The organism is Aquamicrobium terrae (assembly GCF_052978165.1).
Genome location: NZ_JBRKLZ010000001.1, coordinates 2,505,426 through 2,523,665 on the forward strand (window position 1 = coordinate 2,505,426; position 18,240 = coordinate 2,523,665).

The 18,240-nt window shown below is 64.7% G+C and carries 18 protein-coding genes and 2 tRNA genes; 9 read left to right on the forward strand and 11 right to left on the reverse strand.

The window, feature by feature from the left end; translation table 11 throughout:
- Positions 1-109 precede the first annotated feature (109 nt).
- Both ACVCNR_RS12360 and ACVCNR_RS12365 read left to right on the forward strand, forming a co-directional pair.
- Complete coding sequence (locus ACVCNR_RS12360) at positions 110-1,033, forward strand: sulfite exporter TauE/SafE family protein (protein WP_354194864.1); 924 nt, start codon at positions 110-112, stop codon at positions 1,031-1,033.
- Positions 1,033-1,833: a TIGR02186 family protein gene (locus ACVCNR_RS12365; RefSeq protein WP_354194866.1), complete on the forward strand. Its 801-nt coding sequence runs from the start codon at positions 1,033-1,035 to the stop codon at positions 1,831-1,833. The genes ACVCNR_RS12360 and ACVCNR_RS12365 overlap by 1 nt, the downstream gene beginning before the upstream one ends.
- 199 nt (positions 1,834-2,032) lie before the next feature.
- On the opposite strand, the gene pdeM is transcribed toward ACVCNR_RS12365, so the two are convergent.
- Positions 2,033-2,722, reverse strand: a complete 690-nt coding sequence (gene pdeM / locus ACVCNR_RS12370) for a ligase-associated DNA damage response endonuclease PdeM (RefSeq protein WP_354195169.1) — start codon at positions 2,720-2,722, stop codon at positions 2,033-2,035.
- A 17-nt stretch (positions 2,723-2,739) separates the two neighbouring features.
- Complete coding sequence (locus ACVCNR_RS12375) at positions 2,740-5,259, reverse strand: ligase-associated DNA damage response DEXH box helicase (RefSeq protein WP_447075018.1); 2,520 nt, start codon at positions 5,257-5,259, stop codon at positions 2,740-2,742.
- Positions 5,260-5,391: 132 nt separating this feature from the next.
- On the opposite strand from ACVCNR_RS12375, the gene ACVCNR_RS12380 reads away from it, so the two are divergent.
- The gene (locus ACVCNR_RS12380) at positions 5,392-6,402 is read left to right on the forward strand and encodes a ligase-associated DNA damage response exonuclease (protein ID WP_354194868.1); all 1,011 of its coding nucleotides are present in this window, start codon (positions 5,392-5,394) and stop codon (positions 6,400-6,402) included.
- Between the two features lie 11 nt (positions 6,403-6,413).
- On the opposite strand, the gene ACVCNR_RS12385 is transcribed toward ACVCNR_RS12380, so the two are convergent.
- Positions 6,414-6,812, reverse strand: coding sequence for a YbhB/YbcL family Raf kinase inhibitor-like protein (locus ACVCNR_RS12385; protein WP_354194870.1), 399 nt, complete (start codon positions 6,810-6,812; stop codon positions 6,414-6,416).
- Positions 6,813-6,890: 78 nt separating this feature from the next.
- On the opposite strand from ACVCNR_RS12385, the gene ACVCNR_RS12390 reads away from it, so the two are divergent.
- Entirely contained in the window at positions 6,891-8,636 is a 1,746-nt protein-coding gene (locus tag ACVCNR_RS12390) for a cisplatin damage response ATP-dependent DNA ligase (RefSeq protein ID WP_354194872.1), read from the forward strand.
- Positions 8,637-8,696: 60 nt separating this feature from the next.
- Here ACVCNR_RS12390 and ACVCNR_RS12395 read toward each other — a convergent pair whose 3' ends face one another.
- Complete coding sequence (locus ACVCNR_RS12395; RefSeq protein WP_447075019.1) at positions 8,697-9,812, reverse strand: hypothetical protein; 1,116 nt, start codon at positions 9,810-9,812, stop codon at positions 8,697-8,699.
- A 238-nt stretch (positions 9,813-10,050) separates the two neighbouring features.
- Between ACVCNR_RS12395 and ACVCNR_RS12400 the strand changes: the two genes are divergently transcribed.
- The 3 genes from ACVCNR_RS12400 to ACVCNR_RS12410 all read left to right on the forward strand — a co-directional run bounded on the left by ACVCNR_RS12400 (position 10,051) and on the right by ACVCNR_RS12410 (position 11,167).
- A tRNA-Thr gene (locus tag ACVCNR_RS12400) sits at positions 10,051-10,126 on the forward strand.
- 266 nt (positions 10,127-10,392) lie between these two features.
- Positions 10,393-10,653 carry a hypothetical protein gene (locus ACVCNR_RS12405; protein ID WP_354194876.1) on the forward strand — a complete coding sequence of 87 codons (261 nt, stop codon included), beginning with the start codon at positions 10,393-10,395 and terminating at the stop codon, positions 10,651-10,653.
- 325 nt (positions 10,654-10,978) lie between these two features.
- Positions 10,979-11,167, forward strand: coding sequence for a hypothetical protein (locus ACVCNR_RS12410; protein ID WP_447075020.1), 189 nt, complete (start codon positions 10,979-10,981; stop codon positions 11,165-11,167).
- Positions 11,168-11,241: 74 nt separating this feature from the next.
- On the opposite strand, the gene fghA is transcribed toward ACVCNR_RS12410, so the two are convergent.
- The 3 genes from fghA to ACVCNR_RS12425 form a co-directional block, all read right to left on the reverse strand.
- A complete protein-coding gene (fghA, locus tag ACVCNR_RS12415) occupies positions 11,242-12,075 on the reverse strand; it encodes an S-formylglutathione hydrolase (protein WP_447075688.1) in 834 nt (277 codons plus the stop codon).
- Between the two features lie 156 nt (positions 12,076-12,231).
- Positions 12,232-12,792, reverse strand: a complete 561-nt coding sequence (locus tag ACVCNR_RS12420; protein WP_447075021.1) for an acyloxyacyl hydrolase — start codon at positions 12,790-12,792, stop codon at positions 12,232-12,234.
- 70 nt (positions 12,793-12,862) lie between these two features.
- Positions 12,863-13,459, reverse strand: coding sequence for an IMPACT family protein (locus tag ACVCNR_RS12425; RefSeq protein WP_447075022.1), 597 nt, complete (start codon positions 13,457-13,459; stop codon positions 12,863-12,865).
- A gap of 145 nt (positions 13,460-13,604) precedes the next feature.
- On the opposite strand from ACVCNR_RS12425, the gene ACVCNR_RS12430 reads away from it, so the two are divergent.
- Together ACVCNR_RS12430 and ACVCNR_RS12435 are read left to right on the forward strand one after the other, a co-directional pair.
- A complete protein-coding gene (locus ACVCNR_RS12430) occupies positions 13,605-14,813 on the forward strand; it encodes a BaiN/RdsA family NAD(P)/FAD-dependent oxidoreductase (RefSeq protein ID WP_447075023.1) in 1,209 nt (402 codons plus the stop codon).
- 168 nt (positions 14,814-14,981) lie between these two features.
- A tRNA-Arg gene (locus ACVCNR_RS12435) sits at positions 14,982-15,058 on the forward strand.
- A 23-nt stretch (positions 15,059-15,081) separates the two neighbouring features.
- Here ACVCNR_RS12435 and ACVCNR_RS12440 read toward each other — a convergent pair.
- Genes ACVCNR_RS12440 through ACVCNR_RS12455 form a run of 4 tightly spaced genes read right to left on the reverse strand, consistent with a single transcriptional unit; the run spans position 15,082 to position 18,225 of the window.
- Positions 15,082-15,813 carry an MBL fold metallo-hydrolase gene (locus ACVCNR_RS12440; RefSeq protein WP_354194886.1) on the reverse strand — a complete coding sequence of 244 codons (732 nt, stop codon included), beginning with the start codon at positions 15,811-15,813 and terminating at the stop codon, positions 15,082-15,084.
- An 11-nt stretch (positions 15,814-15,824) separates the two neighbouring features.
- Positions 15,825-16,586 (reverse strand): amino acid ABC transporter ATP-binding protein, encoded by a 762-nt coding sequence (locus ACVCNR_RS12445; RefSeq protein WP_354194888.1) that lies wholly within the window; start codon positions 16,584-16,586, stop codon positions 15,825-15,827.
- 31 nt (positions 16,587-16,617) lie between these two features.
- Positions 16,618-17,295 (reverse strand): amino acid ABC transporter permease, encoded by a 678-nt coding sequence (locus ACVCNR_RS12450; RefSeq protein WP_354194890.1) that lies wholly within the window; start codon positions 17,293-17,295, stop codon positions 16,618-16,620.
- 18 nt (positions 17,296-17,313) lie between these two features.
- Entirely contained in the window at positions 17,314-18,225 is a 912-nt protein-coding gene (locus tag ACVCNR_RS12455) for a transporter substrate-binding domain-containing protein (RefSeq protein WP_447075024.1), read from the reverse strand.
- Positions 18,226-18,240: the final 15 nt, after the last annotated feature.

The following is an 18,240-nucleotide window of genomic DNA, read 5'->3' on the forward strand; positions in this document are numbered from 1 at the left end:
TTTCAAGGCTGCGGCGGACGAAAGTCCGTCCGCGGTTCCCGTGCAAGAACAGGTTAGCTTTTCGGCGCTATGATGCGGTCCGGAAACGACGGTCGATTGGAATAGACGGGTGGGCATTTATCTCCCGATTGCGGAAATTTCCGTCAATGTCTTCGTGCTGCTGGCCATGGGCGCGGCGGTGGGGTTCCTCTCGGGTCTGTTCGGGGTGGGTGGCGGTTTCCTGATCACGCCGCTGCTGATCTTCTACAACATCCCGCCTGCCATCGCCGTCGCCACCGGCGCCAACCAGGTCATCGGCTCGTCCTTCTCCGGCGCCATGTCGCACATGAAGCGCGGCACGCTAGACTTCAAGCTCGGCTTCATGCTGCTGGCCGGCGGTATCGTGGGTTCGACGGCGGGCGTCTATGTGTTCTCGCTGTTGCGCAGCCTCGGCCAGCTCGACCTGTTCATCTCGCTGCTCTACGTCGTGCTGCTGGGCAGCGTCGGGGCGCTGATGCTGGTGGAAAGCGTGCGGTCGTTGCGGGCCTCGCGCGGCGGGGCGCCGACGGGATTGAAGAAACCCGGCCAGCACAACTGGATTCACCGCCTGCCGCTGAAGATGCGGTTCCGCACCTCCAAATTGTTCGTCAGCGTCATCCCCGTGCTCGTCATCGGCGCGATCATCGGCTTCCTGTCGTCGATCATGGGCGTGGGCGGCGGCTTCATCATGGTGCCGGCGCTGATCTATCTGCTGCGTGTGCCCACCAATGTCGTCGTCGGCACCTCGCTGTTCCAGATCATCTTCACCTCGGCCTATACGACGCTGGTGCACGCCTCGACGAACTACACCGTCGATATCGTGCTGGCCATGCTGTTGATGGTGGGCGGCGTGGCCGGAGCGCAGTATGGCGTCAAGGCGGGACAGAAGCTGCGGGGCGAGCAATTGCGGGCGCTGCTGGCCCTTCTGGTGCTGGCCGTTGCGCTGCGCCTGGCCGTCGATCTCTTCATCCGGCCGGACAATGTCTATTCGCTCAGCATTCCGGGGCTGGGCTGATGACGGTCCGCGCGACGCCCGTCCTGTGCCTGCTGCTGCCGCTTCTGGCGCTGGTCGCCATGTCGATTCCGGCGGCGGCGCAGAATCCCAATCCCGAAGGCATCCAGATCGGGCTGTCGACCGAGCATATCTCGATCACCGCCGGGTTCTCGGGCGCGGACCTCACCATTTTCGGGGCGCTCGAAAATGTCGATCCCGAAGTGGCCCGGCAGGGGCGCTACGATGTGATCGTGGTGCTCGAGGGGCCGGCGCGGCGCATCGTCGTGCGCCGCAAGGACCGGGTGCTGGGCGTGTGGATCAACCTCCAGTCGGAGGAGTTCGAGAACGTTCCGGTTTCCTATTCGGTCGCCACCACGCGTCCGTTCCAGGACATCACCGAGCCGGTCAGCTACCGCCAGCTTTCGCTCGGCACCAACAACATCTACCTGCAACCGGCCGATCCCGAAGGCAACCCGCTCACCATTGCCGAATTCACCAAGGCGCTGCGCAACCGCAAGGTCGCCGCCGGGCTCTACAGCGAGAATGTCGGCGGGGTGCGCTTTCTGTCGCAGAACCTGTTCCGCGCCACGGTGCGGCTGGCGCCCGACGCGCCGGTCGGCACCCACAAGGCGCGCGCCTTCCTGTTCAAGAACGGCATGTTCGTGAAGGAAAGCTCGGCCCAGCTCGAAATCCGCAAGGCCGGCTTCGAGCAGGCGGTATTCCGCCTCGCCCACAATCACGGCCTCTTCTACGGCGCGCTGTCGGTGGCCTTCGCCATGGCCGTGGGCTGGCTGGGCAGCATCGTCTTCCGCAGGGATTGAGGCATTTCATCCGGAAGCGGATGGTGGAGCGCTTCGGGATCCATTCCGTGGCCTGTCCAGGGTTCAGGCATGGATCCCGGCTCGCGGTCGCTGACGCTCCCTTGGCCGGGATGACGAGCGCTTCAAATCCACCGGTCAAATCTGGGCGCTGCCCCATGAACGGGCAAGGGGCCGTTTTTCCGGATGACTCGGCAGCCGTTCAGCCGGGCCGCAGCATGGAGCCGGCGATCGCGAAGACGCGGTCGCGGCCCATCATGTAGGCCATCAGGCTGTCGCGGCGGAACAGGCCGGCATAGGCGCGGTCGAGCACGTTGAGCGAGCCCGTATAGGCGCCGAAGGCCGGCATCACCATGCGCGCGCCGTCGCTGGCGAAGCAGCGCCGCCTGACCGAGCGGCCGCGCTGGACGATGCGCGCGCAAGGGTGCAGATGGCCGGCGATCTCGCCTTCGACCGGGGTTCGCGACGGCTCGTGGCGGAACAGCAGCGCGCCGATGGCAAGCTCCCGCACGGTGTCGCCCGGCAGATCCGCCGGCGCGTCCGGATCGTGGTTGCCGGCGATCCAGAACCAGTCGCGCCCCGCCATCATCGCCTCCAGCCGCTCGCGGAAGGCGGGATGCAGGCGTGCAGCCCCTTCGCCGTCATGGAAGGAATCGCCGAGGCTGACGACGATGCGCGGCCGGTAGAGATCGAGCGCCTCCTGCAGCCGCGCCAGCGTGGCGATGGTGTCATAGGGCGGCAGCAGCGCCCCGCGCCGGGCCAGTGAAGAACCCTTTTCCAGATGCAAATCCGATACGGCCAGCACGTCCGTTTCAGGAAAATAGAGGACGCCGCGCATATCGCAGACGGCCCGCTCGCCGGCGATGGCGACCAGTTCGGCATCGGGCATCATGGTGGCCAGCGAAAGATTCATCCGCGTCCCATCGCTTCCTCGACCAGTTCGGCCGCCTCCATCAGCAGGCTCTCATTGGCGCCGCCATTGACCGATTCCTTGCCGATCTCCAGCATGACCGGCACGGCCAGCGGCGAAATCTGCTCCAGCGGCTTATGCACGATTCGCCCGCGCACGCGCGAGAGCATGTCGGCAAGCCTGCTGACATCGAGCAGGCCGGCGCCGGCATCGGCCCGCGTCGCCTGCAGCAGGATATGGTCGGGCTCGTGGCCGCGCAGCACATCGTAGATCAGGTCGGCCGAGACCGTCACCTGCCTACCGGTCTTTTCCTGCCCCGGAAAGCGCTTCTCGATCAGCCCGGAGATCACCGCGCAGGTGCGGAACATGCGTTTCAGCATCCAGCTGTCGTTGAGCCAGGCTTCGAGGTCGTCGCCCAGCATGTCCTCGTCGAACAGCTCCGCCAATGACGGCTTCTTCGCCCTGAACAGCGCACCCATGTCGTCCAGCGCCCAGATGGCCAGCGAATAGTCGGTGGCGACGAAGCCGAGCGGGCGGGCGTTGGCGCGCTCCAGCCGGCGTGTCAGCAGCATGCCGAGCGTCTGGTGCGCCAGCCGCCCCTCGAACGGATAGCACACCATGTAGTGCCGGTCGCCGCGCGGAAAGGTCTCGACCAGCAGATCGCCGCGCTTCGGCAGCATGGATTTCTGCTTTTGCAGCCGCAGCCAGTCGGATACCTGTTCGGGCAGCGTCGACCATCTGTCCGGATCGGCCAGCATGGCGCGCACCTGATCGGCCAGATAGGTGGAAAGCGGGAACTTGCCGCCGGCATAGCTCGGCACGATGATGTTGGCGCCGGAGCCGGCCGACACCACGCATTCGTTCTCGCGGATGCCTTCGAAGCGCAGGATCTTGCCGGCGAACAGGAAATTGTCGCCGGGCCGCAGCGTTTCGGCGAAATATTCCTCCACCTTGCCCAGCACCCGCCCTCCATGGCCGGCCAGCCCGCGGCTCGCGCGCACATAGCGCACGTTCAGTTCCGGCATCTCGACGATGGTGCCGACATTGAGCCGGTATTGCTGGGCGATGCGCGGATGGGTGATGCGCCACAGCCCTTCCTTCGTCTTGCGGATGCGGGCATAGCGCTCGTAGTTCCGCAGCGCATAGCCGCCGGTGGCGACGAAATCGACCACGCGGTCGAAGGTCACGCGGTCGAGCGCCGCATAGGGCGCGGCGGATCGCACCTCCTCATAAAGCGCATCGGCATCGAAGGGGGCGGCACAGGCCGTGCCAAGCACATGCTGGGCCAGCACGTCGAGCGCACCGGCCAGCAAGGGCGGGGTATCCTGCGTGCCGAGATAGTTGGCGTCGAGCGCCGCCCGGCATTCCAGCACCTCGAAGCGGTTGGCCGGGATGAGGATCGCCTTCGACGGTTCGTCCATGCGGTGGTTGGCGCGGCCGATGCGCTGGGCAAGCCGGCTGGCGCCTTTCGGCGCGCCGACATGGATGACGAGATCGACATCGCCCCAGTCGATGCCGAGGTCGAGCGTCGAGGTGGCGACGATGGCCCGCAGCGCATTGTCGGCCATGGCCTTTTCCACCCGCCGCCGCTGGCCGACATCGAGCGAGCCGTGATGCAGCGCGATGGGCAGCGCGTCCTCATTGGCGCGCCAAAGCTCCTGGAACAGCATTTCCGCCTGGCTGCGGGTGTTGACGAACAAAAGCGTCGTCCTGTGCCGCCGGATCGCCTCGTAGATTTCCGGAATGGCGTAGCGCGCCGAATGGCCCGCCCACGGCACCCGCTCTTCCGATTCGAGAATGGAAATGTCGGGCTTGGCTCCACCTTCTACGGTGACGAGCCCGGCCAGCTCGTCGGGCGCATTCTGCGACACCAGCCAGCGGCGCAGATCGTCCGGCTCGGTCACGGTCGCGGAAAGCCCGATGGTCTGGAGCCCCGGCACGATGGCGCGCAGCCGCGCGAGCCCCAGCGAAAGCAGATGGCCGCGCTTGGAAGTCACCAGCGAGTGCAGTTCGTCGAAGACCACGAAGCGCAGGTCCTCGAAGAAGCGCCTGGCATCGGAACTGGCGATCAGCAGGGCAAGCTGCTCGGGCGTGGTCAGCAATATGTCGGGCGGAGCGAGTTTCTGGCGCTGGCGCTTGTGGGCCGGCGTGTCGCCGGTGCGCGTCTCGATGTCGATGGAAAGGCCGATTTCCGCGACCGGCTTGCCGAGATTGCGCTCGATGTCCACCGCCAGCGCCTTGAGCGGCGAGATGTAGAGCGTGTGGATGCCGCGCCGGGCCTGGCCGGGCTTGCGCTTCGGCTGCACCGCCAGTTCGGTCAGCGACGGCAGGAAGCCGGCCAGCGTCTTGCCGGCGCCCGTGGGCGCGATCAGCAGCGTGGATTGCCCGGCCTGCGCGCGGGCGAGCAGCTCGAGCTGATGGGCGCGCGGCGTCCAGCCCTTGCCGGCGAACCATTTCAGGAACGGCTCGGGCAGGTGGGCAACGGCCGTTTCCTGCAATGGCGCGGGCTTCGCTGTCACGCTCCCACAGGTAGCGCGGGCCGGACGGATCGCCAAGCAAAAAGAACAAAACAGGATCATTTGCTTGCGCGGACGGCAGGCCGAAGGCACACTGCGTCTTTCCGTGCCTTCGAAACGACCTATCTGTCAGCCATGCGCGCCAGCGACCTGCTCCAGCCTCGCCCCGAAGGGCTCTATTGCCCGCCCGGCGATTTCTTCATCGATCCGGTGCGGCCGGTGGCCCGCGCCCTGATCACCCACGGCCATTCGGACCATGCGCGCGCCGGCCATGCCAAGGTGCTGGCCACGCGCCAGACGCTCGACATCATGGCGCTGCGCTATGGCGAGGATTTTGCCGGGGCCACGCAGGTGGTCGGCTTTGGCGAGACGATCGATATTGCCGGCGTTTCCGTCACCTTCCATCCGGCCGGCCATGTGCTGGGTTCGGCGCAGATCGCGGTGGAGAAGGGGGGCCTGCGCATCGTGGCCTCCGGCGATTACAAGCGCATGCCGGATGCGACCTGCACGCCCTTCGAGCTCGTGCCCTGCGACGTGTTCATCACCGAGGCGACCTTCGCGCTGCCCGTCTTCCGCCATCCGCCGCCGCAGGAGGAAATCGCCCGGCTGTTGAAATCCGTGGCGCAGTTTCCCGAGCGCACCCATCTGGTCGGCGCCTATGCGCTGGGCAAGGCGCAGCGCGTGATGAAGCTGCTGCGGCAGGCGGGTTACGACCGACCGATCCATATCCATGGCGCGCTGGCCAGGCTCAGCGCCTATTATCAGAATGAGGGCATCGACCTCGGCGCGCTGGAGCCGGCGACGGTGGAGGCGGGCCGCAAGGGCGATTTTGCCGGGGCCGTGGTCATCGGCCCGCCATCGGCCTTCGCCGATCGCTGGGCGCGACGCTTTCCCGATCCCGTCTCCTGCTTCGCCTCGGGCTGGATGCGCATTCGCCAGCGCGCCCGCCAGCGCGGCGTCGAACTGCCGCTGATCATCTCCGACCACTGCGACTGGGACGAGCTTTGCGAAACCATCACCGAGACCGGCGCCGGCGAGGTGTGGGTCACGCATGGCCGCGAGGAGGCGCTGGTGCGCTGGTGCGAATTGCAGGGCATCAGTGCCCGCCCGCTGCATCTCGTTGGCTATGAGGACGAGGGGGACTGATGCCCGACGTTTCAGGGATAGGCCTTGCGTGCCTTCGCTTCTCCGAGCTTCTTGCCCTTGGCATCGAGCGCGGTCGCCGTCCACTGATAGGTATGACGCCCATTTGGCGGGCATGGGCTGCGATATTTGAAGGCGCCCGGTGCTACGGTCGATTCGCCCTTATATGCGACCTTGCCCCCACCATGCGGATAGCGCGGCACGGCAAGATCAACCATGTGGAAGCGAATAGATGCCGTCCCTGCAGGCACGCCTCGCAGCGTAAATTTGGGATTCACAACGGTGTTTGGATTTCCACTGGTGCACTTCTTTATGTTTCCCCAGTCGAATCCGATCGAAAAATCCGCCGCGGATGCTGACGGAACAGCAACCGCAAATGGCAGCAACGAGATGTACAGTATTTTGAAGTTCATGAATTGTAGCCCCTACCCCTTGAACAGGGCGGATAGTTCTTTCCGGGCACGGGGACTGTCAAGCGCCTTCACAAGCAGATGAACCGTTTTGCCGAACTTCTCGACCGGCTGGTGCTGACGCCGTCGCGCAACGGCAAGCTCAAGCTGCTGACGGATTATTTCCGCGAGACGGAGGACCCGGATCGCGGGCTGGCGCTGGCGGCGATGACCGGCGACCTGTCCATCGCAGCGGTGAAGCCGGCCATGCTGCGCACGCTGGTCACCGAGCGCATCGATCCGGTGCTGTTCGGCTATTCCTACGACTATGTCGGCGATCTGGCCGAGACCGTCTCGCTGGTATGGCCGAGTGAGCGGGACATGGCCCCCACCGACCCCTCCCCACAAGGGGGAGGGGAGGACGCCCGCGCGGCGGCCGTCTTGTCTGTCACCGATACGGATCAACCAAGCGAAAGCGCATCAGGCACTGCGTCCCCCTCCTCCTTGCGGGGAGGGGGCACGGGTGGGGGTGCTTCCTCTCCCCATCACATGACGCTTTCCGAAGTCATCGCCAAATTGCAGGCCGCCAGCCGCTCCGACGGGCCGAAGGTGCTGGCCGGCCTGCTCGACCAGTCCGATATTCCCGCCCGCTTCGCCATCATCAAGCTGGTCACCGGCGGGTTGCGCATCGGCATCTCGGCTCGTCTCGCCAAGCAGGCCGTGGCCGATCTCGGCCCGGTGGACGTGGCCGAGATCGAGGAATTGTGGCACGGGCTGGAGCCGCCCTATACGGAACTGTTCGCCTGGCTGGAAGGGCGCGCGCCCAAGCCCGAACGCGCCGCGCGCGCCCTGTTCCGTCCGGTCATGCTGGCCAATCCGGTGGGTGAAGGGGACCTCCACAGGCTCGACCCGGCCGACTATGCCGCCGAATGGAAATGGGACGGCATCCGCGTGCAGGTGTCGTCCGAAGGCGGCGTCCAGCGGCTTTATTCGCGCACCGGCGACGACGTGTCCCGCGCCTTTCCCGACCTCGCCGACGCCATCGACTTCGAGGCCGTCATCGACGGCGAATTGCTGGTCGGCTCGCCCGCCGCCACCGGCACGTTCTCCGACCTTCAGCAGCGGCTGAACCGCAAGACGGTTTCGCCGAAGATCATGCAGAATTATCCGGCCTTCGTGCGCTGCTACGATCTCCTGCAATGGAGCGGGGAGGATTTGCGCGCACTGCCTTTTCGCCACCGGCGCGACCGGCTGGAGGCAATCGTCGCCACGCTCGATCCTGCCCGCTTCGACCTTTCGCCGCTGGTCACCTTCGAAGGCTGGGAAGCGCTGGAGGATCTTCGCATCGCGCCGCCGCATCCGATCATCGAGGGGGTGATGCTGAAGCGGTGGGATTCGCCCTATCTCGCCGGGCGGCCCAAGGGGCCGTGGTTCAAGTGGAAGCGCGATCCGCATGTTATCGATGCCGTGCTGATGTATGCCCAGCGCGGCCACGGCAAGCGCTCCTCCTTCTATTCCGACTATACGTTCGGCGTCTGGTCGGGTGCGGAGGGCGAGGAGGAACTGGTGCCGGTCGGCAAGGCCTATTTCGGTTTCACCGACGAGGAACTGCGCCAGATCGATAAATATGTGCGCGACAACACGGTCGAGCGTTTCGGACCGGTGCGCGCCGTGCGTGCCGACCGGCAGAGCGGGCTGGTGCTGGAGGTGGCGTTCGAGGGCCTGAACCGTTCGACACGCCACAAGTCCGGCGTGGCCATGCGGTTTCCGCGCATTTCGCGCCTGCGCTGGGACAAGCCCTCGGCTGAGGCGGACCGCATCGAGACGCTGAAGGAGCTTCTGGATTAGCGCATGTCGCCCGCAAGTGGGGCCCGGTTGCGGGACACCGACAGGCGTAAAAACAACGGCTTACTGGTTGGGCGAAACCCTGATCTCGTAGATGTCGATGGCCTTGCCCTGGTTCTCGACATCGGAATTGATGGCGATGGTGCCGGCCGCTCCGGCGCGCTTGTCGGGCAACTGCACGTCGAACAGATATTCGCTGCGCTCGCGCCCGACCTCGTAGCGCTTGCGCCCGCAATCGCCGAGCTCGCCAAAATTGCAGTCGATGGATATCTGCGTTTCCTTGCCGTCCTCGGCGCGGGCCACCAGCACGAAGACCGCCCGCGTGCCCGCCACCTCGTCGAGTATGCCCTGGCCGACGTCGAAGGAGACGGCGGAGCCGGAGCCGCCCGAGCGCACCCGCAGGAAAGAGCCGCTGTCGTCCTCCATCACTTCGGCGCTGGCATCCGAGGGCGTGGAAACCGTCGTCGGGTCAAGCGGCGTGAAGACGGTGATCCATTCGCCGGAGAATTCCGCCTGCCCGGTCTGCAGCGGCGCAGTCGAGCCTGAGGGCGAGAAATCCTCGTCCTCGACGCTGGCCGGCGGCACCGGTACCTCGCCGCGCTCTTCCGGCGAGCGCAGCGCGCCCGATTGCAGCAGCCACCAGGCGCCGAGGCTGATGATGACCAGCAGCGTCAGGCCGGTGAACAGGGCCGGGAGGCCGCGCTTGCGTGGGCGCCGCCGCCGCGGGGCCCGGTCGGGCTGCGGCTCGGCCGCCGTGCGCGGCAGCGGCGCATCCGGCATGATGTCCGGCACTTCCGGCAGCACATGCCCGTTGGAAAGCGCATCGGTATGATCGGCGGGCGTGTCGAGCGTCGGTTCGCTGCGCGGCCCGCGCGGGGCAGGACCGGCCGCTGCGGCCTGGACTGGCGCGTCCACGCTTGGTGCCGGCACGCTGTCTTCATCCGCCATTGCGGAACCGGCGGCCGAGGGCGCCGGCAGGAATTCCGCCTCGATCTCCGCGATCTTCGCCTGCATGGCCTTGCGGCGGTTGATGGCCGTCTCGACCGTTACGTTCGGATTGGCCTGCAAGGCGCGATCGAGCGCGGAGAAGGCCGAACGGTACACCTTCTCGCGGAAGGCCCGGTCCCCGGCGTTGCCTTTTTCCAGGGCGTTCCGAATCGCTTTTTCGATCGGGTCCAAGCCGGAATCCTTTGAAAGCCGCTTACGATGTGCTGATGGTTACCCGCAGAAAGCCGATCAATCAACGCTGTTGGCGAACTGCGAACAGGACCTTCCCGTACAGCATGCCGCTTTGCCGGCCATATCCGGCCGGGAATGCATCGCCGTCGACAATCCATGCTGAATTTACGCGGGCCATCTTGAATTTGCCCGGGCTTGCGGGTATCACGCCCGCACTTTCGGAGGTTCGCCCTCCGGGGCCGCTGTAGCTCAGTTGGTAGAGCACGTCATTCGTAATGATGGGGTCGGGGGTTCGAGTCCCTTCAGCGGCACCAGTTTCTTTGCAAGTTCCGTCTTTCTCCGCCCGCTGTGGGTTTGGTGCGCCCGGCAGCCATTCGCGATGGCGCGCGCCGTACAGGGGGCATTGCGGGGAAGTTCTTTCCTGCGTCAATTCCTGCCCGCTTTTGCCGTCCAGTTATCGTGAACAGACTGGTCAATCTTGAACATCTACTGACTGTCTTTCGAGGCGCCTATATCCGGAGGGTCAAAGCAATGGATCGAAATTGCCTTGTAATTATAAATGCTTAGAAGGATTGAAAAGATGACCAGGATTCTCGCTTCGCTTGCCGCGCTCGCCCTGCTTTCGGGCTCCGCCATGGCGGCCAGCACCATCAGCGGCACCGTCCGGTCCTATGACAGCCAGGCGCGCACCATCGTTCTTGAAGATGGTTCCACCGTCTCGGTTCCCCTGCATGTGGGGGTCCCTGCCAATTTGGGCGCCGGTTCCTACGCCAAGGTCCAGTTCGACGGCGAAACGGGTGATGCCACGACGGTGTTCAGCGGCAGCCTCGCCGGCAACTGAAAATCGACCCGAAAATTCATCTGCCCGCCGCCACAAATGTCGACGGCGGGCAGACTGGCGTCCATCGGCCAGTCGCCCGGCAGGCCACTTTTCTTTGCGCCGCCGCAAAGTCCATGTTCCCGCAATCGGCTACCGGTTTTTGAAAACTGGCCCGAACAGGGGGACTCCGATGAACTACGTGCTTGTGCTCGCCGCTATGTCGCTGCTTCTGGTGGCCGTCGTCTCCTCCCTTGGATTTACGTGACCGCAGGCGGCCGTCGCGCCGCAGCGCTCCGTTCCCGCTGCGCTGGAAACGTCCAGCAATGGTCTCTTCAGGCAGGCTGACATGAACCAGAAAGTGCGCCTTACACTGTCGATCGAGGTGAGCGTCGACGATGAGTTCTCGCCGGGCGACCATGCGCAGGACATCGTGGCCATTGCCCGCAAGATGTTCGGCGCGGCCCATATCGATCTCGTCGACATCGGCATCGTGCCGCCGCCGGAGTGCCGGATGCAGCAGGTCGATCGGCCATAGCTGGAGCATCGGACCGAAAAGCGTACGCGGTGTTCGGATTATTCCGGTGCTCCAGCTATATATGCCGTGCCGGCTCACCCCATCCGCTGGGCGTGCCACTTCAGATGGTCGTCCATGAAGGTGGAGATGAAGTTGTAGGAATGGTCGTAGCCGTCTTGCATGCGCAGCGTCAGCTCCATGCCGGCCGCGCGGCAGGCCTCGTCCAGCAGCCACGGGCGCAGGCCTTCGTCGAGAAAGCCGTCGGCCGTGCCCTGGTCGACCAGCAGTTCGGGGAAGCGGTGGCCGTCCGCGATCAGCAGCGTGGCGTCACAGCCGCGCCAATTCGCCTCGTCCGGCCCCAGATATTTCTCCAGCGCCGGCCGCGACCATCCCGCCGTGCTCGGCTGGACGATCGGCGCGAAGGCCGAGCAGCTTGCGAACCGGTCGGGGTTCCTCAGCGCGATGGTCAGCGCGCCATGGCCGCCCATCGAGTGGCCGAAAATGCCCTGCCGGCCCATGTCGGCGGGGAAATGGGCGGCGACCAGCGCCGGCAGCTCCCCGGTGACGTAGGAATACATGCGATAGTTCCTCGCATAGGGCGCCTCGGTGGCATCGACATAGAAGCCGGCGCCGAAACCGAACTGCCAGTTGTCCTTCTCGTCGGGAACCCCTTCGCCGCGCGGGCTGGTGTCGGGACACACGATCATCAGGCCGAGCTCGGCCGCCAGGCGCCGGTATTCGCCCTTGTCCATGACATTGGCATGGGTGCAGGTCAGCCCCGACAGGTACCACAGCACCGGCACCGGCCCCTCCTTGGCCTGCGGCGGCACGAACACCGCGAAGGTCATCTCGCAGGCGCAGGTCTCCGAGGCATGCGCATAGACACCCTGGAGGCCGCCATGCGCCTTCGCGCTCGAAACTGTCTTCATCATCGCAGACCCTTCAGAGGAACGCCTTGGCAGGCGGCAGCCGAAACGCAGCTCATGCCTGCCATGGGAAATGGTGTCGAAGCGGCCGCAACTGAACCCACAATGCCCGAAAGGTCAAGGACGGCCGGCGTCGATTGTCCCGGCTCCGCGTGTCCGTCAGAAGCGAAGCACCAGCCGCGCGCCGGCATTCTCGAAACCGTCATTGGCCCCGGCAAGTTCCGCATTCGAGAAATGGTTGAAATAGACCTGAAACGCGGTGCTTTCGGTAACATCCACGCCCGCGCTGGCCTGAAGATGGAAGAGGACGTTCGATCCGAGGTCGCGCGGGCCTATGTGTCTGCCGGTGTTGACCGATCCGCCGGCACTGAAGCCGACATAAAGCCCTCCCGTCAGCCGGGCTTCCCAGTTGAGGCCGGCGTAAAGGAAGTGCACGGGGTCGGAGGACAGCGCCACATCGGCGCCGACATAGGGTCGCGGCGAGCCCAGCCATGCCAGAAAGCCGGGTGACGGCGCCAGGATCTCTCCATTGAGGGTGCCGCCGTTGAAGTCATGCGGCACGAAGACCCCCGCGTCGTATATTCCCCCGCCAATCCGTGCTTCCCAGCGCTCGGCGTGCGGCGCGATCCGTCCGCTTGCCTCGCCGGCCTGCACCGCGGAGACCACAAACACACCCAGCCCCACCGCCACGGCGGCGGAGACCACGCTCGATATCTTCACGACTCACCTCTCTCGGCCCGTCGAGAATAAGGAGCGTGATTTGGCCGCGGCTGTAAAGCCCCGTCGCGCTTCATCGAGGCATGGAAATCGTGGCGCGGCCGCTGGTGAGGTCGGCGACCATAGCCAGCGTGGCTTCGAGTTCCGGGCGGTGGATCGATACGGTGAACGCCCCGCCGGTGGCGGTGTAGTTCTGTGCCGTTATGCGTGCGGCCGGCAGACCGGCCAATCGGGCCTCCACCAGCGCCAGATCGGCAAAGCCGCAGGTGATCGTCACCTCGGCCGTTTCGATGAGCGGGATCTTGGCCGCAGCCCGCAGGCAGGCGGCGGCCGTGCCGCCATAGGCCCTTATCAGGCCGCCGCTGCCGAGAAGCGCCCCGCCGAACCAGCGGGTGACGACCACCGCCACGCGATCCAGCGACTGGCCGTCTATGGCTTGCAGGATCGGTTTTCCGGCGGTTCCGCCGGGTTCGCCGTCGTCGCTGAAGCGATAGGCCTGGCCCACCCGCCAGGCCCAGCAATTGTGATTGGCCGTGGCGTCGGAGTGTGCGGTGATGAAGGCCTTTGCCGCCGCTTCCGAGTCCACCGGCCCGGCGATGGCCAGAAAGCGGCTTTTCCTGATGTCCTGTCGGGCGCTCTCGACGGCGGCGAGGGTGTGGAGTGTGGCCATGCGTCCTCTCATAGAGCCGGAAAGGCGTTCAGGCCAATCGCCGATATTTCCGCCTGCCGGTTTGCGGGCGTTGCTGCATCGCCTGTTGATGGATGCGCCCGGATCGTCTACCGGGCGCGCAAAGAAAAGCGGGCGGAAGCATTCGATGCGGCGTGAAACATTCGACACTGTCATTCTCGGGGCGGGCGCCGCGGGCATGATGTGCGCCATCCACGCCGCCGCGCGCGGCGGCCGGGTGCTCATCTTCGATCACGCCCGAAATCCGGGCGAGAAGATCCGCATTTCCGGCGGCGGCCGGTGCAACTTCACCAATATCGGGGCCACCGCCCGCACCTTCCTGTCCGGCAACCCGCATTTCGCCAAATCCGCGCTCGGCCGCTACACGGCGCAGCATTTCATTGCGCTGGTCGAGAAACACGGCATCGCCTATCACGAAAAGACCCTGGGGCAGCTCTTCTGCGACCGCTCGGCCAGAGATATCATCGCCATGCTGTTGCAGGAGATGGCGGGCGCCGGCTGCGAGTTGCGGCTCTCCACCACGCTGGAAAGGATCGAGCGCAGCGAGGCGGGCTTTACGGTCACGCTGGGCGGCGAGCGCCCGGCGATTGTCGATTGCCGCCACTTCGTGGTCGCCTGCGGCGGAAAGTCGATCCCCAAGATGGGGGCCACCGGCCTCGGCTATCAGCTTGCCCGGCAGTTCGGGCTGGCGGTGACCGAAACCCGCCCCGCGCTGGTGCCGCTCACCTTCGGCGAGGATGTGCTGGCGGGGTTTCGCGAGATCGCCGGCGTGGCGGTGGACGTGCGCGTCTCCTGCGGCAAGACCGCATTCGAGGAGGCGCTGCTGTTCACCCATCGCGGCCTGTCCGGCCCGGCGATCCTGCAGATTTCCTCCTATTGGCGCGAGACGCAGCCGATCCGGATCGCGCTGCTGCCCTCCACCGACATGTTCGCGCTGCTGTGCGCGGCCAAGCGCGAGAACGGCCGCAGGAGCATTTCGACGGCGCTCGGCGAAATCCTGCCGAAGCGGCTGGCGGCCCGTCTCGCCCAGGTGCAGGGCTGGTCGTGCACGCTCGGCGAGGCGACCGACAGGAAGCTCGCGACGATCGCCGCCACGCTGCACGGTTGGGAGCTTCACCCCATTGGAACCGAGGGTTATCGAACCGCCGAAGTGACGCTGGGCGGTGTCGACACGGCCGGCCTCGATTCGCGCACCATGGAGGCGAGGGCGGTAGCCGGGCTCTACTTCATCGGCGAGGTGGTGGACGTGACCGGCTGGCTGGGCGGCTACAATTTCCAGTGGGCATGGTCATCGGGCTGGGCCGCCGGAACCGCGATCGCCGAACGCGCCGCCTGACCGCCGCTCGTGGAGCGGGCCTTGCGGGACGGAAATGACGAGCGGGGCGGGGCTTGTCGGGGAATTTGTGCGTTCGGCCACTTGCTGGATAGGGATAAACGCCGCTTTCGCAATCTCTGCCGTTGATGGACGCCTGCGGATCGTCTAAGAGGTTGCACGCCTTGCTATGCACCCGTAGCTCAGCTGGATAGAGTGTCGCCCTCCGAAGGCGAAGGTCACAGGTTCGAATCCTGTCGGGTGCGCCATAAGCGTTAGAATATCGGCAGCACTAGGACTCCTGCGTACTTTTGGAGCAAAGGTAGGCCTGAGCGAGTTCCCTTAGGCGCGGCTCTCCAAAGCTAACCCCATGACCGCCATGAGTCACATGAACTTCGAGGTGCAGCAGGCGCTCCATGGTCGCCTTATAGATCTCGATGTCACAGCCCGGCAGGTCGTCCACGAGCTTCCCCTCATAGATCGCGTCGCCGCTGAAAAACGTGCCCGCCTTCTCATCGAGAAGGCCGATGGAACCGGGGGAGTGGCCGGGAAGGTGTAGCACCGTGTAACGGACCTCGCCGATGTCGATGATGTCGTTTTCCCTGAGGGTCGTGGTCAGCGGCGCGGGCGAAATCGTATAGGTCTCCGGCCTCGCGCCCGGAGACGGCACCTGCGCGAGGGCGCCCGGTTGCGTGCGAAAATAGGGGGCCAGCGTGTCGGCGTCGTGCATGTGCGCGAAGGCAGCGGCTTCGGCTTCGTGTCCCAGCCGGTTCTCGAACTCATGGAACGAACCGACATGGTCGATATGGGCATGGGTTGCGACCGCCAAGACGGGCTTGCCGGCCGGAATGTTCAACGCGCGCTCGAGGCTGCAGAAACCCATGCCGAAGTCGATGACGAGGTCGGCGTCCCGACCGACGATGTGAAACATGTTGGCCCGGAAAAAGCTGTGTACATGCGGCTCGTAAAGCCGGGTCAGCCCCTCCGAGAGCATCTCCTTCGAAAACCAGTCCGTATCGCTCACCCTCTCCTTCCTCAATGCAGAAGTTTGCCGAGGAAGCGTTTCGTGCGCTCGTGCACTGGCGCGGAGAACAGGATGTCGGGCGTGTTGCGCTCGATGACTTGGCCGCCATCCATGAAGACCACCTCGCTCGCCACCTCGCGCGCGAAATTCATCTCGTGCGTGACGCAGACCATCGTCATGCCGTCGGACGCGAGAGAGATCATCGTGTCCAGCACCTCCTTGACCATTTCGGGATCGAGCGCCGAGGTCGGTTCGTCAAACAGCATGATGCTCGGGTTCATGCACAGCGCCCGGGCGATGGCGACGCGCTGCTGCTGGCCGCCGGAGAGCTGGCCGGGATATTTGTCGGCCTTCTCCGGAATATGGACGCGCTCCAGATATCGCATGGCGATCTGGGTCGCCTCCTTCTTCGGCAGCTTGCGCACCCAGCGCTGGGCCACCGTGCAGTTTTCCAGGACCGTCAGATGCGGGAACAGGTTAAAGTGCTGGAAGACCATGCCGACATCGCTTCGAACGCGGTCGATGCGCTTGAGCTGGTTGGTGAGCTCGATGCCATTGACGATGATCGAACCTTCCTGATGCACCTCGAGGCGGTTCATGCAGCGGATGAGCGTCGACTTTCCGGAGCCGGATGGGCCGCAGATCACGATGCGCTCGCCCTTGTTCACCGTAAGATCGATGTCCTTCAGCACCTGGAAAGCGCCATACCATTTGTTGACGCCCGCCACCTGGATTGCGGGCTCGTGGGCAGGAGCGATGGTCGGTTGGGTCATGTCCGTATCCAGCTCGGGAAGAAGGAAGGGATTAGCGGTAGCCGCGTGAAAGCACATGCTCGATACGGTTCTGCGCGAGTGTCAGCACCGAGACGATGACGAGATAGTAGACGAGGGCGGCGCCATACCATTCGAGGAAGCGGAAGCTTGTCGCGATGGCGAACTGCGAGACGGTCATCAGTTCCTTGAGTGAGATCACGGTTGCAAGCGACGTGGTCTTCAGGAGCGAGATGAATTCGTTCATCAGCGCGGGAACCGCGATCCGGAGCGCCTGCGGCATGGTGATGACCAGAAAGATCTGCCAACGATGCATGCCAAGGGCCGCGGCTCCCTCCCGCTGGCCATGGCCGACGGCGGCAAAGGCGCTGCGCAGGATTTCCGCCAGGTAAGCGATCTGGATGAGAGACAGCGCCAGGAATGCCGCGACGAAGGGTGTGAACCAGCCGGCGCGAAAAATCTCCGAGATCTGCGGCAGGCCATTCCAGACGAAGAGCAACACGAGCAGGGCCGGGGCACCGCGGAATAACCAGACATAGAGCGTCACCAGCCACCGGAGCGCCGGTCGGGGGGAACCCGCCATGGAGCCGAGCCCCATGCCGAGCACCAGAGACACGGCCATCACACAGAGGGAAAGGCCGATTGTCAGGAGCGCGCCCTTGAAGAGGGGGGCGCTGAAAATCGCGTGCAGGAAGAGGTCGAGTTGGAACAACGATGAACCGTCCTGTCGTCAGTTGACGTCGTGGGAAACGTCGGTCGCCGTCTCCGGCAGGTTCCATTTCTGAAGAAATGCCTTCATCTCGCCGCTTGCCTGGAGGGCCTGGATCGCCTCTTTCAGCAGCTGGCGGTCGCTGTCGCTCTTTCGCAGATAGATGCCGTAGTTTTCACTCTGATCGTAGGTGTAGGGTATGGCCAGGCGACCCGGAATCTGGAGCATGCGATAGGCGGCCGTTGTATCCTGCGTGATGGTCGCCGTCGCGCGACCCACCAGAATCTGCTCGATTACCCCGGAGGCGGAGGGATAGGTCTGCACTTGGGTCGGGGCCTTGCCTTCCGCTTCAAGCTCCGCATTCAGGTCGGCGGCCATCTTCTCATAAGACGTGCCGGCCTCGATCGCCATGATCTTGCCGCTGACGTCGGCGGGGACCTTCGTCTCCGTATCTTTCGCCGCGGTGACCATCACGACATGAGAGCTGAAATAGGGGATGCCATCGTATTTTTCGAGGCGGGCGGGCGTGATCAGGATGCCGCTTGCAACGAGATCGCAACGCTTCGAATCGAGCGAGGGCAGCAGCCCCTTGAAGTCGCCGACGACATATTCGGCCTCTACGCCCCAGCGCTTGGCGATCGCGTTCATGACGTCGATTTCAAAGCCGATGAGGTCCTTATCGCCCGGATTTTCGTAGTACTCCATCGGCGGAAACTCGCCGCCGGTGCAGACCTTCAAGACACCCCCCGATACGAAATCAGGCTTTTCGTCGGCGGCAAGGCCGTTGCCGGCGCCGAAGAGCAAGGCAAGCACGGCGCCTGCCAGAAGAGACGGTTTTACACCCGATATCGTGGTCCCCATTGTCATGTTCCCTTTTTTAGCTTCTTGGATCGAAGTTTTTAGAAGTCGTATACGAGCGGCCTTTTCAAACAAGCTAAATGTTTTCTC